This window comes from Microlunatus spumicola (genome assembly GCF_039536445.1).
GTDB lineage: Bacteria > Actinomycetota > Actinomycetes > Propionibacteriales > Propionibacteriaceae > Microlunatus > Microlunatus spumicola.
Genome location: NZ_BAAAYR010000001.1, coordinates 321,061 through 340,050, shown reverse-complemented (window position 1 = coordinate 340,050; position 18,990 = coordinate 321,061). Strand labels below are relative to the sequence as shown.

At 72.7% G+C, this 18,990-nt stretch carries 14 protein-coding genes; 12 read left to right on the top strand and 2 right to left on the bottom strand.

Features of this window, described 5'->3' with window-relative positions; translation table 11 throughout:
- Nucleotides 1-12 precede the first annotated feature (12 nt).
- Entirely contained in the window at nt 13-1,932 is a 1,920-nt protein-coding gene (gene nhaA, locus ABD665_RS01555; RefSeq protein WP_204912553.1) for a Na+/H+ antiporter NhaA, read from the top strand.
- A gap of 498 nt (nt 1,933-2,430) precedes the next feature.
- On the opposite strand, the gene ABD665_RS01550 is transcribed toward nhaA, so the two are convergent.
- Both ABD665_RS01550 and ABD665_RS01545 read right to left on the bottom strand, forming a co-directional pair.
- A complete protein-coding gene (locus tag ABD665_RS01550; RefSeq protein WP_204912554.1) occupies nt 2,431-3,507 on the bottom strand; it encodes a beta-eliminating lyase-related protein in 1,077 nt (358 codons plus the stop codon).
- Nucleotides 3,508-3,540: 33 nt separating this feature from the next.
- On the bottom strand, nt 3,541-4,296 hold the full coding sequence (locus ABD665_RS01545) for a hypothetical protein (protein WP_204912555.1): 756 nt from the start codon (nt 4,294-4,296) through the stop codon (nt 3,541-3,543).
- 152 nt (nt 4,297-4,448) lie between these two features.
- On the opposite strand from ABD665_RS01545, the gene ABD665_RS01540 reads away from it, so the two are divergent.
- The 11 genes from ABD665_RS01540 to ABD665_RS01490 all read left to right on the top strand — a co-directional run bounded on the left by ABD665_RS01540 (nt 4,449) and on the right by ABD665_RS01490 (nt 18,972).
- The gene (locus ABD665_RS01540) at nt 4,449-5,552 is read left to right on the top strand and encodes an AI-2E family transporter (RefSeq protein ID WP_204912556.1); all 1,104 of its coding nucleotides are present in this window, start codon (nt 4,449-4,451) and stop codon (nt 5,550-5,552) included.
- A gap of 60 nt (nt 5,553-5,612) precedes the next feature.
- Nucleotides 5,613-6,767 (top strand): 3-oxoacyl-[acyl-carrier-protein] synthase III C-terminal domain-containing protein, encoded by a 1,155-nt coding sequence (locus ABD665_RS01535; RefSeq protein WP_204912557.1) that lies wholly within the window; start codon nt 5,613-5,615, stop codon nt 6,765-6,767.
- A complete protein-coding gene (locus ABD665_RS01530) occupies nt 6,764-7,474 on the top strand; it encodes a methyltransferase domain-containing protein (protein ID WP_204912558.1) in 711 nt (236 codons plus the stop codon). Before ABD665_RS01535 ends, ABD665_RS01530 begins: the two co-directional genes overlap by 4 nt.
- The gene (locus ABD665_RS01525) at nt 7,471-7,821 is read left to right on the top strand and encodes a hypothetical protein (protein ID WP_204912559.1); all 351 of its coding nucleotides are present in this window, start codon (nt 7,471-7,473) and stop codon (nt 7,819-7,821) included. The genes ABD665_RS01530 and ABD665_RS01525 overlap by 4 nt, the downstream gene beginning before the upstream one ends.
- Complete coding sequence (locus ABD665_RS01520) at nt 7,808-8,596, top strand: nitroreductase family protein (protein ID WP_204912560.1); 789 nt, start codon at nt 7,808-7,810, stop codon at nt 8,594-8,596. Before ABD665_RS01525 ends, ABD665_RS01520 begins: the two co-directional genes overlap by 14 nt.
- Before the next feature lie 87 nt (nt 8,597-8,683).
- Nucleotides 8,684-9,100, top strand: a complete 417-nt coding sequence (locus ABD665_RS01515) for a hypothetical protein (RefSeq protein ID WP_204912561.1) — start codon at nt 8,684-8,686, stop codon at nt 9,098-9,100.
- A 134-nt stretch (nt 9,101-9,234) separates the two neighbouring features.
- Nucleotides 9,235-10,269, top strand: a complete 1,035-nt coding sequence (locus ABD665_RS01510; protein ID WP_204912562.1) for a substrate-binding domain-containing protein — start codon at nt 9,235-9,237, stop codon at nt 10,267-10,269.
- A 66-nt stretch (nt 10,270-10,335) separates the two neighbouring features.
- Nucleotides 10,336-13,788: a sugar-binding protein gene (locus ABD665_RS01505; RefSeq protein ID WP_204912563.1), complete on the top strand. Its 3,453-nt coding sequence runs from the start codon at nt 10,336-10,338 to the stop codon at nt 13,786-13,788.
- Nucleotides 13,789-14,048: 260 nt separating this feature from the next.
- Complete coding sequence (locus ABD665_RS01500; RefSeq protein ID WP_204912564.1) at nt 14,049-16,310, top strand: esterase-like activity of phytase family protein; 2,262 nt, start codon at nt 14,049-14,051, stop codon at nt 16,308-16,310.
- Between the two features lie 328 nt (nt 16,311-16,638).
- Complete coding sequence (locus ABD665_RS01495; protein WP_204912565.1) at nt 16,639-18,111, top strand: FGGY family carbohydrate kinase; 1,473 nt, start codon at nt 16,639-16,641, stop codon at nt 18,109-18,111.
- Nucleotides 18,112-18,162: 51 nt separating this feature from the next.
- Nucleotides 18,163-18,972 carry an SDR family oxidoreductase gene (locus ABD665_RS01490; protein ID WP_204912566.1) on the top strand — a complete coding sequence of 270 codons (810 nt, stop codon included), beginning with the start codon at nt 18,163-18,165 and terminating at the stop codon, nt 18,970-18,972.
- The last annotated feature ends 18 nt before the right edge of the window (nt 18,973-18,990 follow it).

Genomic DNA, 18,990 nt, shown 5'->3' with positions numbered 1-18,990 from the left:
ACACTTCGCCTCGTGAGCGCTGACCAGGCCGTCCCCGCCGCGCCCGACGAGACGGCCCCCGCGGAGGACGACACCGCCCAGACGCCGTGGCTGCGCCGGGGGCAGAGCAGCCTGCGGGCCCTGCTGCTCAGCGAGTCGGGCAGCGCCGGCGTGCTCGTGGCCGCGATCCTCGTGGCGCTGCTGTGGGCCAACGTCGCGCCCGCCTCGTACACCGCGCTGTGGACCACCGAGCTCTCCGTCCGCCTCGGGTCGAACGAGATCGCGATGGACCTGCAGGAGTGGGTCAACAAGGCGCTCATGACGCTGTTCTTCCTCGTCGTCGGGCTCGAGGCCCGGCGGGAGCTCGACCTCGGCGAGCTCCGCGACCGCAAGCGGTTCCTGCTCCCCCTGGTCGCCGGGCTGGTGGCGATGCTGGTCCCGGTGCTGCTCTACCTGGCCGTGAACGCCGGCGAGCCGAGCGCGGCCGGCTGGGGCGCGGCCATGTCGACCGACACCGCGCTCTCCCTCGGCCTGCTCTCGGTCGTCGGCCGGGTCGTGCCGGACCGCGTCCGGCTGTTCCTGCTCACGGTCTTCGTCGTCGACGACCTCGTCGCCCTGGTCGTCATCGCGATCTTCTACAGCGAGCCGCTCGACGTCACGGCGATCGTCGTCGCGCTGGTCGTGTTCGGGCTGTTCCTGCTGGCCCTGCGCCTGCGGGTCGAGGGCCCGGCCGTGTACGCGGTGATGGGCGTCGTGCTCTGGCTCGCGCTGCTGGAGAGCGGCGTCGACCCGGTCGTCGCCGGTCTCGCCATCGGGCTCGCGGCCTCGGCGTACACGCCGACCCGGGAGCGGCTGGAGGGCGCGACGGCGCTGTTCCGGACGTTCCGCGAGGAGCCGACGCCCGAGCTCGCCCGCACCGCGAGCGTCGGGGTCATCGCGACGCTCTCGCCGAACGCCCGGCTGCAGCGGTTCTACGTGCCGGGGACGACGTACGTGATCGTCCCCCTCTTCGGCCTGGCGAACGCCGGCTTCACCCTCGACGGAGACCTCCTGGCCCGCGCCGTCACCTCCCCGATCACTCTCGGGATCGTCCTCGGCTACGTCGTCGGCAAGCCCGCGGGCGTGCTGCTCGCGAGCTGGGCCGTGACGCGCTTCAGCCGTGGCCGGATCAAGCCCCCCGTCGGCTGGCTCGCCGTCGCGGGCAGCGGCACCGTCGCCGGCGTCGCCTTCACCGTCTCGCTCCTCATCGCCAGCCTCGCCTTCGACGGCCCGGAGCTGGCCGAGGCCAAGCTCGGCATCCTCGCGACGACCGTCCTCTCGCTCGCGGTGACGCTCGTCGTGTTCCACGCGTCGCGGTTCCTCGCGCCCGACCGGCGCGCCCGCGCCCTCCTCGGCAGCTCGCAGACGCTGCTCGACCTGGCCGAGCCGTTCGACGACTCCCGCGACCACTACCGCGGCCGGCGCGACGCGAGCGTGATCCTCTACGAGTACGGCGACTTCGAGTGCCCGCACTGCGGCCTCGCCGAACCCGCGGCCCGCGCCGAGCTCGAGAACGACGACGACCTGCTGTTCGTCTGGCGCCACCTGCCGCTGACCGACGTCCACCCGCACGCGCAGCTCGCCGCCGAGGCGTCCGAGGCCGCCGGTCGGCAGGACGCCTTCTGGCCGCTGCACGACCTGCTGCTCACCCACCAGGGCCACCTGACCCGGGCCGACCTGCTCGGCTACGCCGCCGACCTCGACCTCGACGTCGAGCGCTTCGCCGACGACCTCGACCACCACGTGCACGCCGACCGGATCGCCAGCGACATCGACTCCGCCGACCGCAGCGGCGTCTCCGGCACCCCGACCTTCTTCGTCAACGGACGCCGCCACTACGGCGCGTACGACGCCGCGTCCCTCCAGCAGGCCGTGGCCGACGCCCATGAGCGCGCGGGTTCGTTGCGCCACTGACCCGCGACGCACACCGTCCTCACGCAGGCACACCTTTTTTGCGAAGGCACACCCTGCAGGGTGTGCCTACGCGCACACGGTGTGCCTCGGTGAGCTCGGTGTGCCGACTCGCGGGCCGAGCAGGGCGACGCGTCGTGCCGGGCCGGCGTACGTCCCCTGAGCCCGTCGAAGGGCCCGGGACGGGTCGAAATCTCTTCACCTGCCGGAGGACGCCGACCTCTGCGAGGCCCTTCGACAGGCTGAGGGGGCGTTCTCGCGAGTACAACTGCGTGGTCCCGTGCGAGGGAGCGGAGGCACACCTTTCTGACGGAAGCACACCGTGCAGGGTGTGCCTACGCGCAGAAGGTGTGCCTGGGTGGGCCGACCTACGTCCCCTGAGCCTGTCGAAGGGCCCGGAACGGGTCGACATCTCTTCACCTGCCGGAAGACGCCGACCTCTTCGAGGCCCTTCGACAAGCTCAGGGGGCGTTCGTGCGGCTCAGGGGGCGTCTCCGGAACTCACGCGGTCCGGTTGAGCTCCTCGGCGATGACGGCGACGAAGTGGTCGACGTCGGCCTCGGTGGTGTCCCAGGCGCACATCCAGCGGACCTCGGACTGCGTACGGTCCCAGTCGTAGAAGCGGACGCGTGCGCGGATCCGGTCGGCGGCGTCGGGCGGCAGGCTCGCGAACACCGCGTTCGCCTGCGTCGGCTGCGTGAACGCCAGCCCGGGCAGCGAGCCGTCGGCCACGCCGGCCTCGAGCGCGTCGCGCAGGCGCCGGGCCATCGCGTTCGCGTGGGTGGCGCTGCGGCGCCCGAGGTCGTCCTCGAAGAGCGTGAGGAGCTGGGCCGAGGCGAAGCGCATCTTCGACGTCAGCTGCATGGTGAGCTTGCGGAGGTAGACGAGCCCGGTCGCCCGTGACGGCTCGAGCACGACGACCGCCTCGACGCCGAGCAGCCCGTTCTTCGTCCCGCCGAACGTCAGCACGTCGACCCCGACGTCCGTGGTGAAGGCCGCGAAGGGCAGGTCCAGCGCGGCGGCCGCGTTCCAGATCCGGGCCCCGTCCAGGTGCACGGCCATGCCGTGGCCGTGGGCGAGGTCGGCGACCGCGCGGATCTCGTCGGGCGTGTAGATCGTGCCGAGCTCGGTGCTCTGGGTGATGCTCACCGCGAGGGGCTGGGCGCGGTGCTCGTCGCCCCAGCCCCACGCCTCCCGCTCCACGAGCTCGGGCGTGAGCTTGCCGTCCGGCGTCGGCACGGTGAGCAGCTTGAGCCCGGTCACCCGTTCGGGGGCGCCCGCCTCGTCCGTGTGGATGTGGGCGCTGCCTGTGGCCACGACGGCGCCCCAGCGCGGCAGCACGCTGGTCAGCCCGATCACGTTCGCCCCGGTCCCGTTGAACACCGGGAAGACCTCCGCCCGCTCACCGAGCTGGCCGCGGACGACCTCCTGCAGGCGCGCGGTGTACGCGTCCTCGCCGTACGCGACCTGGTGCCCGCCGTTCGCCGTGGCGAGCGCGTCGAGGACCTCCGGGTGGACGCCGGCGTAGTTGTCGCTGGCGAAGCCGCGCCAGCCGGGGTCGTGCAGCGGGGTGCTCATCGCCGCCGATCATCCCAGAGGCGCCGCCCGGCCTCAGTCGGTGAACGTGGCGCGGTCGATCCGGCGGTGGTAGCGCATGCCGGCGAGGCCGCCCAGGACCGCGCCGACCAGCGCGGCGACGATGATCACGACGACGCTGATGATCGCGCCCGTCGTCAGGGCGTCGCTGCTCACCGGGACGGCGGGCAGGCTGTTCAGCCGGCTCAGCACGTTGAACCGGTCCCCGGCGATCAGCCCGAGGACGGTGACGACCACGGCCGCGATGATCGTCCACAGCCAGACGCCGACGCCCTGCTTGACGCCGTTGAAGCGGGCCATCCGCCCCGCGACGTAGCCGCCGCAGTAGTAGGCGACCAGGATGACCACGAGCAGGACGATCGCGCTCACGACGCCGAGCGTGCCCGCGCTGCCCGAGGCCTGCGCGGCCGTGAGGTCCTGCTGGGTGCCGACGCCGAGCCCGACCGCGGTCAGCAGACCCGTCAGCAGCACCGCGGTGCCGGTCGCGGTGAGCCAGCCGAAGAAGCACGCGCCGAACTTCATCCCGCCGAAGCGGTCCTTCTGCTGGCGCTCCAGCTCGCGCCCGGTCGGCTGCTGCACCGCCCCGGTGCGGTCGGCGGTCGTGCCGCGGTCGGCGCCGGTGCCGCTGGCGCCGCGCTCACCGGTGACGCGGTCCGCGGAACCCGCGCCCCCGTACGAGGTGTCGCGGCCGGCTGCCCCGGTGCCGGTGCCCGCTCCGTCGGGACGTGCGGGTTCGTCGGGCGTACGGGGGAGGTTGGTCGAGCTGCTCATGGGTGCTCCAGTCGGTTCGAGGTCGTGGACCTGCGGCTCACGGGGTGCGCCGAGGTGCAACCAGAACTTTCCCCCGGCGGCGCCGCGGCAAACCCGCAGGTGAGGCGCTGTTTACGGCGTAAAACATCATGGCCCTGGGTAGGCCCTCCGGTGTGTCTGCCACGCCCATGAACCCCAAGACGGGTCAGGTCCCCGTCCGGACGATCCTGGCCACGATCGGTCTCGTCCTCGTCACCGCGCTCGCCCTCCTGCTGCTCTACCAGATCCAGCACGTCCTGGTCTGGATCGTCGTCGCCGTCTTCTTCACCGTCGCGCTCTACCCGGTCACCGCCTGGGTCGAGCGCAAGGTCGCCCGTGGGCACCGGACCGTGGCGACGATCCTCGTCTTCTTCGTCCTGGTGCTCCTGCTGGCCGGCCTGCTCGCCGCCTTCGCGGTGCCGCTCGCGACCGAGGGGGCGTCCTTCGCCACCCAGCTGCCCCAGCTCATCACCGACGCGCGCTCCGGCCAGGGCACCGTCGGCCGGCTGCTCGAGCGCACCCACGCGCTCGCCTGGATCCAGGGCCACCAGGAGCAGATCGCGGGCTACGCCTCCGGCCTGACGGGCTCGGCCAGCAGCGTGCTGACCGGACTCGCCACCGGCCTCGCCGGGGTCGTCACCGTGTTCGTGCTCGCCCTGCTGATGGTGCTCGAGGGCCCGAAGGTGGTGTCGGGCGTGCTCAACCTCGTCGACGACGACGAGACGCGCGAGCGGGTGCGCAGCGTCTCGGCCGACTGCGCCAAGTCGATCACGGGCTACATCTCCGGGAACCTGCTGATCAGCATCATCTGCGGCGCCCTGACCTACGTCACGCTCAAGGTGATGGGCGTGCCCTTCGCCGGCCTGATCGCCCTGTTCGTCGGCCTCGTCGACCTGATCCCGCTGGTCGGCGCCACGGTGGGGGCGGTCGTGGCCCTCGTCGCCGCCGCGGTGCACTCGATCCCCGCGCTGATCGTCGTCGCGATCTTCTTCGTGCTCTACCAGCAGCTCGAGAACCACGTCCTGCAGCCGGTGATCCTGTCGCGGACGGTGAAGCTCAACCCGCTGGTCGTGCTCGTCGCCATCCTCGTCGGCGTCGAGCTGGCCGGCATCCTCGGCGCGCTGCTGGCCATCCCGGTCGCGGGGATCATCCAGGTGATCGTGCGGGACGTCTGGAGCCACCGACGCGGACGGCCCAAGGTGGTTCCCACCGTCGGCGAGGAGGAACGCCCCGCCTGAGCCGGACGCCCGGCGGGGGGCGCGTGCGTGCGCTTTGGCAGAGCCGGGTACGAAGGTTCCGTGGCTGATCCGGCGACCGTCGACGCGTCCCGCCCTGCGACGGGCGGTGCGGTGCACCTGCGCTCGGTGGGCACCGCCGTGCCGGTCACGGTGCTGGAGCAGGCCGCGTTCCGCGACGTCCTGGCCGAGCAGCCCGGGCTCAGCCGGCTCGGCGCCCGGCGGCTGCGGGCCGTCTTCGACGCCTCCGCGATCGACACCCGGCACACGGTCCTCGGCGAGCTCGGTGGTGCGACCGGACCGGGCGGACCGGTGCACTACGACACCCGTACATCGACCGTCCTGACCCCGTCGACCGGCGTCCGCAACGCCGCGTACGCGCGGGAGGCGCCCGGGCTGTTCCTGGCCGCCGCCAAGGAGGCGCTCAGCGGCAGCGACCTCGTCCCCGACGACGTCACCCACGTCGTCACCGTGTCCTGCACCGGCTTCTTCGCGCCCGGCCCCGACTACCTGCTGGTCCGCCAGCTCGGCCTGCCGGTGACGACCCAGCGCTTCCACCTCGGGTTCATGGGGTGCTACGGCGCCTTCCCCGCGCTCCGGCTCGCCGACGCCGTCTGCCGCGTCGACCCGGAGGCGGTCGTGCTGGTCGTCTGCGCCGAGCTCTGCTCGCTGCACCTGCACGTCGCCGACGACGTCGACACCGTGCTGTCCTCGTCGCTGTTTGCCGACGGCGCAGCCGCGGTCGTCGTCACCGGCCGGGCGCCGGCTCCCGGCGCCCCCGTCGTCACGCTCGACGCCCTCGGCACCACGCTCAGCGACGACGGGGAGGAGGACATGGCCTGGACCATCGGCGACCAGGGCTTCGACATGGTCCTCAGCCGGCACGTCCCCCGGATCCTCGGCTCGTCGCTGCCCGCCGCCGTGCCGTCGCTGCTCGGTCTGGTTCGCCCGGACGAGGTGGACCGCTGGGCCGTGCACCCGGGCGGGCGCAGCGTCCTCGACCACGTCCAGACCGCGCTCGGGCTGGCCGACGAGGACCTCGCGCCGTCACGTGACGTGCTGCGGCGCTACGGGAACATGTCCAGCCCGACCGTCCTGTTCGTCCTGGCCGACCTCCTGCGGCAGCCGGCCACCGGGCCCGAGCGGATCGCGGCGCTCGCGTTCGGGCCGGGGCTGACCGTCGAGAGCGCGCTGCTGACCCGGCGGCCGGCCGCGTGAGCGGGGCGACCCGCACCTCCTTCGCCCGCCGGGAGACCGACGCGCTCGAGCTGATGGACGACCCCGGCTGCGACGCGGCGCTGCTCGACCGCACGTACGGCCAGTTCCGCGTGGTCAACCGGCTCGTGGCGGGCTGGCGCCGGCTCTACGTCGACGCCCTGCGACCCGTGCTCGCCGCGTCCTCGCACCCCACGCTGCTCGACGTCGGCTTCGGCGGCGGCGACGTCCCGCGCCGGCTGGCGCGGTGGGCCCGGGCCGACGGCCTGGACCTCGTCGTCACCGCGATCGACCCGGACGAGCGCGCCGTCGCCCACGTCCGCCGGCTGCCGCCCGGGCCGGTCACCTACCGCCGGGCCTCCAGCACCGACCTCGTGGCGGAGGGCCGGCGGTTCGACGTGGTCGTGTCCAACCACCTGCTGCACCACCTCGACCCCGCCGACCTGCAGCGCGTGCTGGCGGACAGCGAGCGGCTCGCGACCGGTCTCGCGCTGCACAACGACCTGCGCCGCTCCGCGGTGGCCTACGCCGCGTACGCGGTGGCGACGCGGCCGCTCGCCCGGTCCTCCTTCCTCCACGCCGACGGGCTCCTGTCGCTGCGGCGCAGCTACCGCCCGGACGAGCTGGCCGGCGTGCGGCCCGGTTGGACGGTCCGGGCGGCGCCCCCGTTCCGGCTGCTGCTGGAGCACGTGCCCGGGGCCGCCGCGTGAGGGCGCCGCGGCCGGTCACGCTCTTCGCCGCCGCCACGGCCAGCTACACCGCGAACGTCGCGCTCGGCTCCGCCGTCGCCGCCCGGGTGGTCGACACCCGGCGGTTCCGCTGGGTGCACCACGCCCTCTACGTCAGCACGAGCGTGCTCGCCGGCGCCGCGGCCAGCTCGCTGCTGTGGAGCGACAGCCGTGCGGGCTGGCGGCTGCTGCCCGCCGCGCTGCCGCTGACCGCCGTCTCCCAGGTCAGCGCACGGTCGCGCCGCCACCCGCTGGTCGCGCTCGGTGCGGCACCGTTCTTCGTGACCAGCCTCGTACGAGCCATCCAGGAGCAGCATGGAGTTTCTTGACGTCGTACGCCGCCGCAAGACCACGAACGGGCCGTTCCGCGCCGACCCGGTCAGCGAGGAGCACCAGCGGCTGCTGATGGAGGTCGCGGGCCGGGCACCGTCACAGCTGAACAGCCAGCCGTGGCGCTTCGTCGTCGTCGACGATCCCGCCGTGATCGAGCAGGTCGCCGACATCAGCGGCGACAGCATGACGACGGCGATGTCGAACGGCACGTTCTTCGAGCGCTACAAGCCGTACTTCCGCTTCTCCGCCGAGGAGATGGCGGAGAAGCGCAGCGGAATGCTCTTCGACAAGCTGCCCGCGCTGCTGCGCCCGTTCACCAGGCAGGTCTTCACGCCACGCGGGCAGCAGATGATGAACCGGCTGCGCGTCCCGCAGACCCTCGGCGCCGAGAACCGGAAGCTCGTCGCCGGTTCGCCGATGCTGCTCGCCGTCCTGCTCGACCGCGGCGAGTACCGCCCGGGCGAGCTGTCCGGCTTCTACTCGGTCTTCAGCATGGGCGCGGCCATGGAGAACGTTTGGCTCACCACCGTGGAGCTGGGCATGGGCATCCAGTTCGTCTCGTTCCCGATGGAGGTCGAGGGCCAGTGGGACCGGCTCGCGCGGCTGTTCGCGGTGCCGGACGACCTCGAGCTGATGGCGGTCTACCGCCTGGGCTACCTGCCCGAGACGACGCAGCGCCCGGCCATCGACTGGTCGAGCCACGAGCGTCGGCTGCCGTCGCAGTACGTGTTCCGGGACTCCTGCCGCACACCGCAGGAGGGCTGGGACTGACCGGCTGGGGCCGGAACCCGGGCCAGCAGGTGCAGACAGCCGGGCCCCGCAGCCCTAGGCTCGTCGCAACCCTCTCCGGGAGGCCCCATGGCCGTGCTGCTCGACCGGCGCCTGCTCGGGCGCGCCCTCGTCGCCGCCGTGCTGACGGCCGTGCTCTTCGCCCTCAAGGCCTCGACCATCGCGGCGGGCCGCGACCCCTTCGACGACCCGTGGGTCAACGGGTTCTTCTACGCGGGCGCCCTGGCCCTCGCCGTCACGTTCGCGCTCACGGGCGCCGGGCTGGCACGACGCCGCGGCCGGCGCGCCAGGCTGCTGGCCGGCGTCCTCGGGCTGGTCGTCGGGATCCTGCTGGGCGTCCTCGTCGCGGCCGTCGCCGGGGCCCTGCGGCCGGCCGACGGGAGCTGGGTCTGGGACGAGGTCAACCTCTGGGTGATCGTCCTGCTCACGATCGTGGCGCTGCTCGTCCTGCGCTCCCGCGGGCGGGCACCGCGCCGCGCCGCCTGAACCTCCGCACCTCGGCCACGCCGAACCGGTCCCCCGCCGACCCTTGCATTTGAACGCTCAAATTCGTACTGTCCGACCAGCCGCAGCGTGCCCCGTCGAGGGGGTGGGTCGACGGACGACGAGGAGGTCGAGCGATGGTCGGCGCAGCCGCACGCGACGTCCCTCGCCGGGCCACGCTGCACTCCGTCGCCGCGGCGGCCGGGGTCTCGCACCAGACCGTCTCCAACGTCCTGAACGCGCCCGACCGCGTCCGGCCCGAGACCCGGGCCCGCGTGCTGCAGGCGATCAACGCGGTCGGCTACCGCCCGGACGAGGCGGGCCGGGCCCTCGCCCGCCGCTCGAGCCGGCTGGTCTCCTTCCACGTCGGGGTCGAGCGCCACGACCGCGTCTCGATGCTCGACGACTTCGCCCGGGCGCTGGCCCGGGTCGGCGACGCGCACGGCTACCGCCTCGTGCTCGACGTGGCGGGGCGGGACGACGCCGAGCAGATCGCCTCGTTCGAGGACCTGACCGCCCGGCGGGCCGTGGACGGCGTCGTCATCCCGGCCACCCACGTCGGCGACCGGCGTCCCGGCTGGCTGACCGCGCACGGCGTCCCGGTGGTGGCCTTCGGCCGGCCCTGGCACGAGCCGGCCGCGCCGCACTCCTGGGTGGACGTCGACGGCAGGCACGGGATGCGCCTCGTGGCCGAGCACCTCGTCGCCGCCGGGCACACTCGCGTCGCGTACGTCGGACCTCCCCCGGACGGCGGCATGGAGGACGACCGGATGGCGGGGCTCGTGGACGGCCTGCGGGACCACGGCGTGGTCCACGACCCGCGGCTCGTCCTGCCCGTCGCCGACCCGGACGCGCTCCGGGACCGGCTGCCGGCGTTCCTCGACGCCGGTCGCCCGACGGCCCTGGTGTGCCGCGACGACTCGTTCGCCTTCGAGGCCGTCCAGGTCCTCGCGGGACGGCCGGGACGCCAGGTCGAGGACGTCACGGTGACCGGCTTCGACGACTCGCGGCTCGCGCGCGTCGTGCGCCCGGGCCTGACGTCGGTCGCGCAGCCGCTCGACCAGGTCGCCGAGCTCATCTGGTCCTCCCTCGTCGCCCAGATCGAGGGCCGGGCGCAGCAGCCGCTGCAGCGCCTCATCCGCCCTCGGCTCGTCGTCCGACCCACTCCCTGACCTGCCCGACCCGACCCTCTGCTCCGCCCGACCCCCTGCTCGACACCCGTTCGAAGGAGAACGCCCATGAGGCGACGCCCCCTGCGCGCCCTGCTGGCCGTCGTCGTGACCGCCGGCCTCGCCGTCCCGGCCACGCTGCTCGCCCCCACCGCGGCCACGGCCGCCCCGGCCCCCTCGACCTCGGCGCCGGTCTTCGTCGTCGACGCCGAGACGCTGCCCTCGGGCGCGGGTTCGGCGGGTCCCCTCGACCTGACGGCCGGCGGCAACGCCGTGGACTGGGTCCACGTCACCGGGGACGGCGAGGACCGCGCGCGCGACACCGACTCCGTGATCGCGGTCCGGAACCTCGACACCCTCCACGCCGGCGACATCGGCACGCTCGACGACAGCCCGTACGCCTACAGCTGGACGGGCGGCACCCCGACCCGGAGCGCCGAGGGCGTCACCACCGGCGCCGTCTACTCGTACGACCACAGCACGGTCGGGCCGACGACCCGCGAGGCCGGCTACCAGGTGTCGGTGAGCTCCGGCAGCCGTCCGCGGACGGTGACCCTGATCGGCGGCGTCTGGCAGGCGGCGGCCACGGTGACGTTCAGCACCGCGGACGGCGGAGAGGCAGAGGTCCGGCGCAGCATCAGCGCGAACGGGACGAGCCAGGTCCAGCGCTGGACCGTCCAGGTGCCCGCCGACGTGAACCTGGTCGTCACGAGCACGCTGACGGAGACGCGGAACCCGGACGGCAACGTCTCGCTCGCCGCGGTCACGGTGAACGACGCCGAGGGCTCGGTCGGCGGCCATGCCGCGCTGACGAGCTCCGCACCACCCGCGACGATGGACCTCAGCGCGCTCGGCTCGACCGACTGGCTCCACCTGGACGGGGCGACCCTCGACCGCAAGGCCGGCGTCGACCCGGCGCTGACCCTGGCGAGCCTGGGCACCCGGGCGGTCAGCCCGCAGGGCGACAACCCCGTGAAGTACCTCTGGAGCGACGGGACGCCGACGCGTGAGCAGGCCGGCACGACGACGGGCGGCGTGTTCCTCGCCGACAGCGACGACCTCAGCCACCCCGCGGGCTGGTCCCTGACCGCCGCCTCCGCAGGCGTGCCGCGGACCCTGCAGCTCGTGGCCGGCGTGTGGCAGGCGAACGCGACGGTCTCCGTCACGTACGGCTCCTCCACCGGCCCGACGGCGACGAGCACCGAGCTCGCCGCCGGCGGGAACGCTCTCTCTCGGCTGTTCACGGTCGACGTGCCCGCCGACACTGCCGTGACGGTGAGCGCACGGCTCACCTCCCGCAGCAACGGCGACGGCAACGTCACGCTCGGTGGTGCGGCCCTCGCGCCGACCCCGACCGTGCGCCAGGCGCTCCAGGCCCTCGCCGACCAGGTCGAGGCCGCGGACCTGCCGCCCGTGGACGACGCGGTGCTCGCCCAGGTCGCCAGGGAGCTGGGTGCGGCCAAGGCCCTGCTGGCGACCACGGACCCCTCCGACCTCGACCTCAGGGTCGAGCGCGTGCGGCTGCAGACCGCCTGGGACGCCGTGCAGCACGCGGCCGCCGGGCAGCGCTACTCCTACCAGTCGAACCCCGGCCTGGTGTCATCGTTCGGCTGGGAGGGCGACCACGACGCCCCGATCGCCTACGTCGACGGCAGCTACCGGCTGCGCGACCACGACAACCTCACGGTGACCTTCGGCGTGCCCGACGTCCCGGGCACGATCGACTGGCACAACGCCGAGGGCTTCCTGCCGGCCTTCGTCAGCACGTACGCGAAGGGCGGGCTGAAGCACACCGTCACGAGCTTCGCCGACGAGGTCACGGTCTCCGGCCACCGGTACGAGATCGCCTACTCGCGGATGACCACGAAGAACACGACCCAGGAGACGCAGACCCTCCCGCGGGTGTCGAAGCAGCTCGTCGGGCTGAACAAGGCGGCCAAGCAGACGACGGTCAAGCCCGGCAGGACGGTCGTCCGCGACTACGCCATCGGCGCCGACCGCTTCGGCGGCACGTACGACTGGCCCTCGGACAGCAGGCTGAAGGACCGCGGCGGCTTCGACAAGCACTACAGGCACATGCGCGACTACTGGGAGAAGCGCCTCGACAAGGTCGCCGACATCACGCGGCTGCCCGACCAGCGGCTGGTGGACGCGTACAAGGCGGGCTACATCTACACCTTGATCATCCGCGACGACGTCAACGGCAAGAAGGAGCTGCACGTCGGCGAGAACGGCTACGACGAGCTCTTCGACCACGACACCATCGGCATCGTCTCGACGCTGCTGACGATCGGTGACTTCACCTACGCCAAGGACTACCTGTCCACGCTCCCGGCGCAGCTGCAGTACGACGACGCCAAGTGGAAGTTCAGCTGGCCCTTCGCCCTCTACCTCCAGCGCACGGACGACACCGCCTTCGTGCGGTCGCAGTGGGCCAACATCAGCAAGCAGACGCACATGATCGAGACCGACCGGATCGACGGCGGCACGGGCATCATCAAGAAGACGGTCGCGATCGACAGCGAGGGCTACTGGACCGTCGACGACTGGTCCGCGCTGGCCGGGCTGACGACCTACCGCTACCTCGCGGAGCGCCTGGGCGACCGGACCGAGGCCGCGTGGGCGAAGGCCGAGTACGACGACCTCTTCCATGTCGTCACCGCCCAGCTGCAGGAGACGATCACGAAGTTCGGGCTGGACTACATCCCGATCTCCATGGTCGAGCCGAACGAGACCGGTCCGCGCAAGGACCCGCGCGACGCGAACTGGGCCTCGATGTTCCTCTTCGGGCAGTGGGCCTGGGACGGCTACCTCTTCGGGGCCGAGCAGTCGGGGCTCATGCTCGACCGGATCGACCAGACGTACGCGCACGGGTTCGAGCGGCGCAAGGACGTGTCGGACTCCGAGGACAACTTCGGCGGCTACCCGCACGGCTACTACTCGAGCGCCTACAACGCCGGCTACGGCAGCACCGCCCTGCGCGGCGAGCAGTACCGCGACAAGGGGATCAAGGCGTACGAGTTCATGATCGACCACGCCCAGAGCGGTCCCTTCGGCTGGTGGGAGGGCGTCGACTACCCGAACGCCGCCTCGCCCTGGGACATCGAGCACGCCGCCGGCGGTGGTGGCTCCAACCAGCACATGTGGGGCCAGGCGACCGCGACCAAGGTGCTCTTCGACTCCCTGATCGCCCAGAAGTCCGACGGCACCTTGATCATCGGCCGCGGTGCGCCGAAGGACTGGATCGCCAAGGGCCAGAAGATCGCGCTGAAGAACTACCCGACGCTCGGCGGGGGTCGAGTGGGCTACAAGACCACGTCCACCGGGACGAAGGTGACGATCACCTTCTCGGGCAAGGTCAAGAAGGCGGACGCCTTCTCGATCGAGCTGCTCGGCCTCAAGGACAACGTCAAGAAGGTCTCCGTCCGCGGCGCGGTGGTCGACGAGGCCGCCGGCACCGTCCGGATGAAGAGCTCGACGAAGAAGGTGACCATCACGCTGCGCCACGCGGTGCAGCGCTGAGGCGCTGACCCCTCGGGCTCCCCGCCGTCCGACCACCGCCGCGGCGGTCGGACGGCGGAGAGTCCTCGGAGTGTCGCCGGACCGCGGGCTGCGGGACGGGCAGGCAGCCCGGAGTTCACCGGGGCGTGGCCGAGCGTTCGCCTCCGAACGGGAACGATGTCAGGACCAGCCGCTTCGATCCTCGGGACGCCAGCGCGGGCCGCACCTCCGACGGCCCCGGCGACGACGAGAGGAACACCCGCGTGCGAGCACGACGCAGGATGGCAGGGCTGGTCACGACCGCCCTGCTGGCCGCAGCAGCGGCCGGGGCGAGCGGCACGGCCGCCCAGGCCGCGCCCGACTCCCCCGACTCCCCCGACTCTTCTCAGAGCCGGCCGAGCCCGAGCCGGCTGGTGAAGACCCCGACGCTGGAGGCGCGGGCCACCCTGTCGGCCGACTACTCCGCGCCGGGCCCCGACTCCGGCGCGCTGGCCACCCCGAACGGTGCGGTCAACGGCCGCACCGGCCCCTTCAAGGGTCAGGTCGTGCCGGGCTTCTCCGGCGTCGTGGACAACGGCAACGGCACCTTCTGGGCCATGCCGGACAACGGCTTCGGCAGCAAGGCCAACTCGGCCGACTTCCTGCTGCGCGTCTACAAGGTCAAGCCGAAGTTCGAGACCGCGGACGGCGGCGCCGGCGCGATCAAGGTGCAGCGGTTCATCTCGCTGCGCGACCCGGACCACCGCATCGCCTTCCCGATCGTCAACGGGGACACCCCCGACCGCCTGCTCACGGGCGCGGACTTCGACATCGAGTCGATCGTGCGGCAGCCCGACGGCACCTTCTGGATCGGCGAGGAGTTCGGCCCCTACCTGCTGCACGTGAGCAAGAGCGGCAAGCTCCTGTCGGCCCCGGTCCCCTTCGTCGACGGCAAGTCGCCCGACAACCCGACGCTCGGTGCCGGCGAGACCCCGGCGATCGGCAGCAGCCGCGGCTTCGAGGCCATGGCGGGCTCCAAGGACGGGCGCTACCTCTACCCGATCCTCGAGGGCGCGTTGAACGCCGACACCGACAAGCGCCGCCGCGTCGTCTACGAGTTCGACACCAGGAAGAACCGCTACACGAAGAAGACCTGGGCGTACGAGACGGACACCGACGCGAACTTCGTCGGCGACGCGCACCTCGTGGGCAAGCGCAAGCTCGTCGTGCTCGAGCGCGACAACTTCGACGGCCCGCAGTCCGTCACCAAGCGCGTCTACAGCGTCGACCTGAACCGCCGCGAGGACGGCTTCGCCCGCAAGCGGCTGGTGCTCGACCTGCTCAAGATCGCCAACCCGCAGCGGATCGGCACCGAGACCTCGCCCGGCGCGTACGGGGTGGGCTCGACCTTCGCCTTCCCGTTCCAGTCGACCGAGACGGTGGTCCCGCTGAGCGGCGGCCGCTACCTCTTCGCGAACGACAACAACTACCCGAACAACTCGGCCCGCCACCCGGGGACCCCGGACGACACCGAGATGATCGTCGTCGGCTTCCCGAAGGTGCGCACCGACGCCCCCACCGTGCGCCTGATCGGCCACCGCGGCGCGAGCGGGTACCGCCCGGAGCACACGCTGGCCAGCTACGAGCTGGCGATCCAGCAGTGCGCCGACTACATCGAGCCCGACGTCGTCCCGACCAAGGACGGCCAGCTCGTCGCGCGTCACGAGAACAACATCGTCGGGACGACCGACGTGGCCGACCACCCCGAGTTCGCGGACCGCGAGACGACGAAGGTCGTCGACGGCGTCAGCCAGACCGGCTGGTTCACCGAGGACTTCACCCTGTCCGAGCTCCGCACCCTGCGGGCCAAGGAGCGGCTGCCCAAGGTCCGCCCGCAGAACACCGCCTTCGACGGCCTCTACCCGATCCCGACGCTCGACGAGGTCTTCGACCTCGCCAAGCACTCGCAGTCCTGCAGCGGCAAGCCGATCGGGGTCGCCCCGGAGACCAAGCACCCGACGTACTTCGCCTCGATCGGGCTGCCCACCGACGGCCCGCTCGTCGCCGCGCTGAAGGCGCACGGCTGGAAGAAGAAGAGCGACCCCGTCGTCATCCAGAGCTTCGAGACCTCGAACCTCAAGGCGCTGGCGAAGAAGACCAAGCTGCCGCTCATCCAGCTCGTCGACTGCTCCGGGGCCCCGTACGACCTGAAGGCCGCCGGCAGCCCGACCACCTACGCCGACCTGGTCACGCCCGCGGGCCTGAAGGGGATCAAGCGCTACGCCGACCAGGTCGCGCTGTGCAAGGACGTGATGATCCCGCGCGACGCCGACGGGCGGCTGCTCGCCCCGACGCCGGTCATCCGCGACGCCCACCGGGCCGGCCTGGAGATCACGGGCTGGACCTTCCGCCGGGAGAACCAGTTCCTGCCGCTGCAGCTCCGCAGCAGCGACGACCCGAACGCCGTCGGTGACCTGAACGGCGAGATCGAGACCTTCCTCGACGCCGGGATGGACAACGTCTTCACCGACAACCCGGACATCGGGCAGGAAGCCCGCACGTAGGGCTCGAGCCTCACCCAGAACGACCCGGGAGCCGGGCGGCCGTCGTGCCGCCCGGCTCTCGTCGTCCCACTCCTTCAAGGACGCCCACCACTTCGTGGCCCTTCGACAGGCTCAGGGAGCGTTCTCGGGTCCTCCGAGGACGCCCACCACTTCGTGGCCCTTCGACAGGCTCAGGGAGCGTTCTCGAGCCGTCGTCGAGCGAGCGTCCTGCCACCGGACGCCCCCTGAGCCTGTCGAAGGGCCTCGAAGAGGTCGGCGTGCTGCTCAGCGGCGACTGACTGGATATGCAGAGTTGACAATCTATTCACCGCCTTGGCAGCCTGCTCGCGTGGACGCACTGCTGCTGGCCGTCGACCAGGGGACGAGCGCCACGAAGGCGGTGCTGGTCGGTCTCGACGGCGAGGTCCGGGCGCGGGCGTCGGTCGCCGTCGCGCAGGCGTTCCCCCGGCCGGGCTGGGCCGAGCAGGACGCGCTCGAGATCTGGGGCTCCGTCCAGGAGTCCGTGCGGGCCGTGCTCGTCGACGTCGACCCGGCCCGGGTGGCGGCGGTCGGGCTCAGCACGCAGCGCGAGTCGATGCTGCTGTGGGACCGGGCGACCGGGGAGCCCCTCGGCCCGATGCTCGGCTGGCAGGACACCCGCGGCGCCGCGCTGTGCCAGCGGCTCCGCACCGAGGGCCACGCCGACCGCGTGCGGGACCTGACCGGCCTCCCGCTCGACGCGATGTTCTCGGCCTCCAAGGCCACCGCGCTGCTCGACGCCTCCGACCCCGACCGCCGCCGGAGCCGTGCGGGCGAGCTCTGCCTGGGCACCATCGACTCCTGGCTGCTGTGGCGCATCGGCGGCGAGCACCTGATCGAGGCGGGCAACGCGTCCCGGACCCAGCTGCTCGACCTCACGACCCGGACCTGGGACCCCTGGCTGCTGGAGCTCTTCGAGGTCCCGGTCGAGGCGCTGCCGCGCGTGGTCGCGTCGACCGGTCCCTACGTCCGGTGCGCGGACCTCGCCCCGCTCGGACCCGACGTGCCCGTCACCGGGGTGCTCGGCGACAGCCACGCCGCGCTCTTCGCGCACGCGGGCTGGCGGCCCGGGCAGGTCAAGGTCACCTACGGCACCGGCTCCTCGGTGATGACCGTGACGCAGCGGCCCGACGCCGACGTCGCGGGCGTCGCCCGGACCATCGCCTGGGAGCTGGACACGCCGGCGTACGGGCTCGAGGGCAACATCCGCTCCAGCGGCGCCACGCTCACCTGGCTGGGCGCCCTCTTCGGTCGTACGCCGGGCGAGGTCGCCGCGGCCGCCGGGCCGACCAGCGACGGCGCGGTCCTCGTGCCGGCGTTCACGGGGCTCGGCGCGCCCTGGTGGGACGACTCCGTGCGCGCCACGATCACCGGCGTCAGCGCCGGGACCCGGCTGGAGCACCTGGCCCGGGCCGGGCTCGAGGCGATCGCCTCCCAGATCGAGGACGTCATCGCCGCCGCCGAGGAGGCCGGGGACGCGATCGGCACGATCCTGGCCGACGGCGGACCGACCACGAACGCCACGCTGATGCAGCTCCAGGCCGACACCTCCGGCCGCGCCGTCGCCGCGTCCGCGGTGGCCGAGCTCTCCGCGCTCGGTGCCGCGCACGTCGCGGGCCTCGGTGCCGGCCTCTGGTCCCTGGCCGACCTCGAGGCGCTTCCCCGCCCGCACACCGCGTACGAGCCCCGCTCGACCCCGCCGGAACGCGACGCGCGCCGGCAGGCCTGGCACGCTGCCGTCCGGTCGGCGATCGCCGCCGCCCACCCGACCGACGCCGGCTGACCCGCCGGTCGGCCGCACGCGCACCAGCACCCGCATCCCGAGGAGACGACCATGAGCACCCCCGCCGCACCGTCGCGGCCGTCCCGGTTCGACGACGTCGTCGTCGTCGTCACCGGCGCAGGCCGGGGCCTCGGGCTCGGCATCGCCACGCGCTTCGCTGGCGAGGGCGCGACGGTCGCACTGCTCGACCGCGACCCGGGCGTCGTCGAGGTCGCCGCCGCGCTGGCCCGGTCGAGCGGCCGGCCCATCCTCGGCCTGGTCTGCGACGTGACCGACGAGGCCCAGGTGGGCGCGTGCTTCGCCGAGGTCGGCGAACGGTTCGGCCACGTCGACGTCCTCGTGAACAACGCGGGCACCATCACCATCTCGACCTTCGAGGAGCTCACCCTCGAGGCCTGGAACACCGTCCTCGCCGTGAACACCACGGGCGCGTTCCTCTGCGCGAAGGCGGCGCTCCCCCTGCTCCGCCGCAGCAGCCGCGGCCGGATCCTCAACGCCGCCTCGGGCCAGGCGCGGCAGGGCTTCGTCTTCACCCCGCACTACGCGGCCAGCAAGTTCGGCGTGGTCGGGCTGACCCAGAGCCTGGCCAAGGAGCTCGCCCGCGAGCAGATCACGGTCAACGCCTACTGCCCCGGCATCGTCGACACCGACATGTGGGCGTACAACGACCGCGAGTGGGGCCGGCTGCTCGGCGACTACGGGCCCGGCGAGCTGATGGCCGAGTGGGTGGCCGGGATCCCCCTCGGGCGGGCCGGCACGAGCGACGACGTCGCCGAGCTGCTGCTCTTCCTCGCCTCGCCCGCGGCCTCGTACATCACGGGGCAGGCGATCAACGTCGACGGCGGCATGTTCATGAGCTGAACCCCGCTCGCCCTCCTG

Excerpts from the sequence above, each read along its gene's own strand:
- ABD665_RS01550 (WP_204912554.1), bottom strand. The coding sequence starts at position 3,507 with ATGAGCACCCCGCTGCACGACCCCGGCTGGCGCGGCTTCGCCAGCGAC.
- ABD665_RS01545 (WP_204912555.1), bottom strand. The coding sequence starts at position 4,296 with ATGAGCAGCTCGACCAACCTCCCCCGTACGCCCGACGAACCCGCACGT.
- ABD665_RS01520 (WP_204912560.1), top strand. The coding sequence starts at position 7,808 with ATGGAGTTTCTTGACGTCGTACGCCGCCGCAAGACCACGAACGGGCCG.
- ABD665_RS01515 (WP_204912561.1), top strand. The coding sequence starts at position 8,684 with ATGGCCGTGCTGCTCGACCGGCGCCTGCTCGGGCGCGCCCTCGTCGCC.
- ABD665_RS01510 (WP_204912562.1), top strand. The coding sequence starts at position 9,235 with ATGGTCGGCGCAGCCGCACGCGACGTCCCTCGCCGGGCCACGCTGCAC.
- ABD665_RS01505 (WP_204912563.1), top strand. The coding sequence starts at position 10,336 with ATGAGGCGACGCCCCCTGCGCGCCCTGCTGGCCGTCGTCGTGACCGCC.
- ABD665_RS01500 (WP_204912564.1), top strand. The coding sequence starts at position 14,049 with ATGGCAGGGCTGGTCACGACCGCCCTGCTGGCCGCAGCAGCGGCCGGG.
- ABD665_RS01490 (WP_204912566.1), top strand. The coding sequence starts at position 18,163 with ATGAGCACCCCCGCCGCACCGTCGCGGCCGTCCCGGTTCGACGACGTC.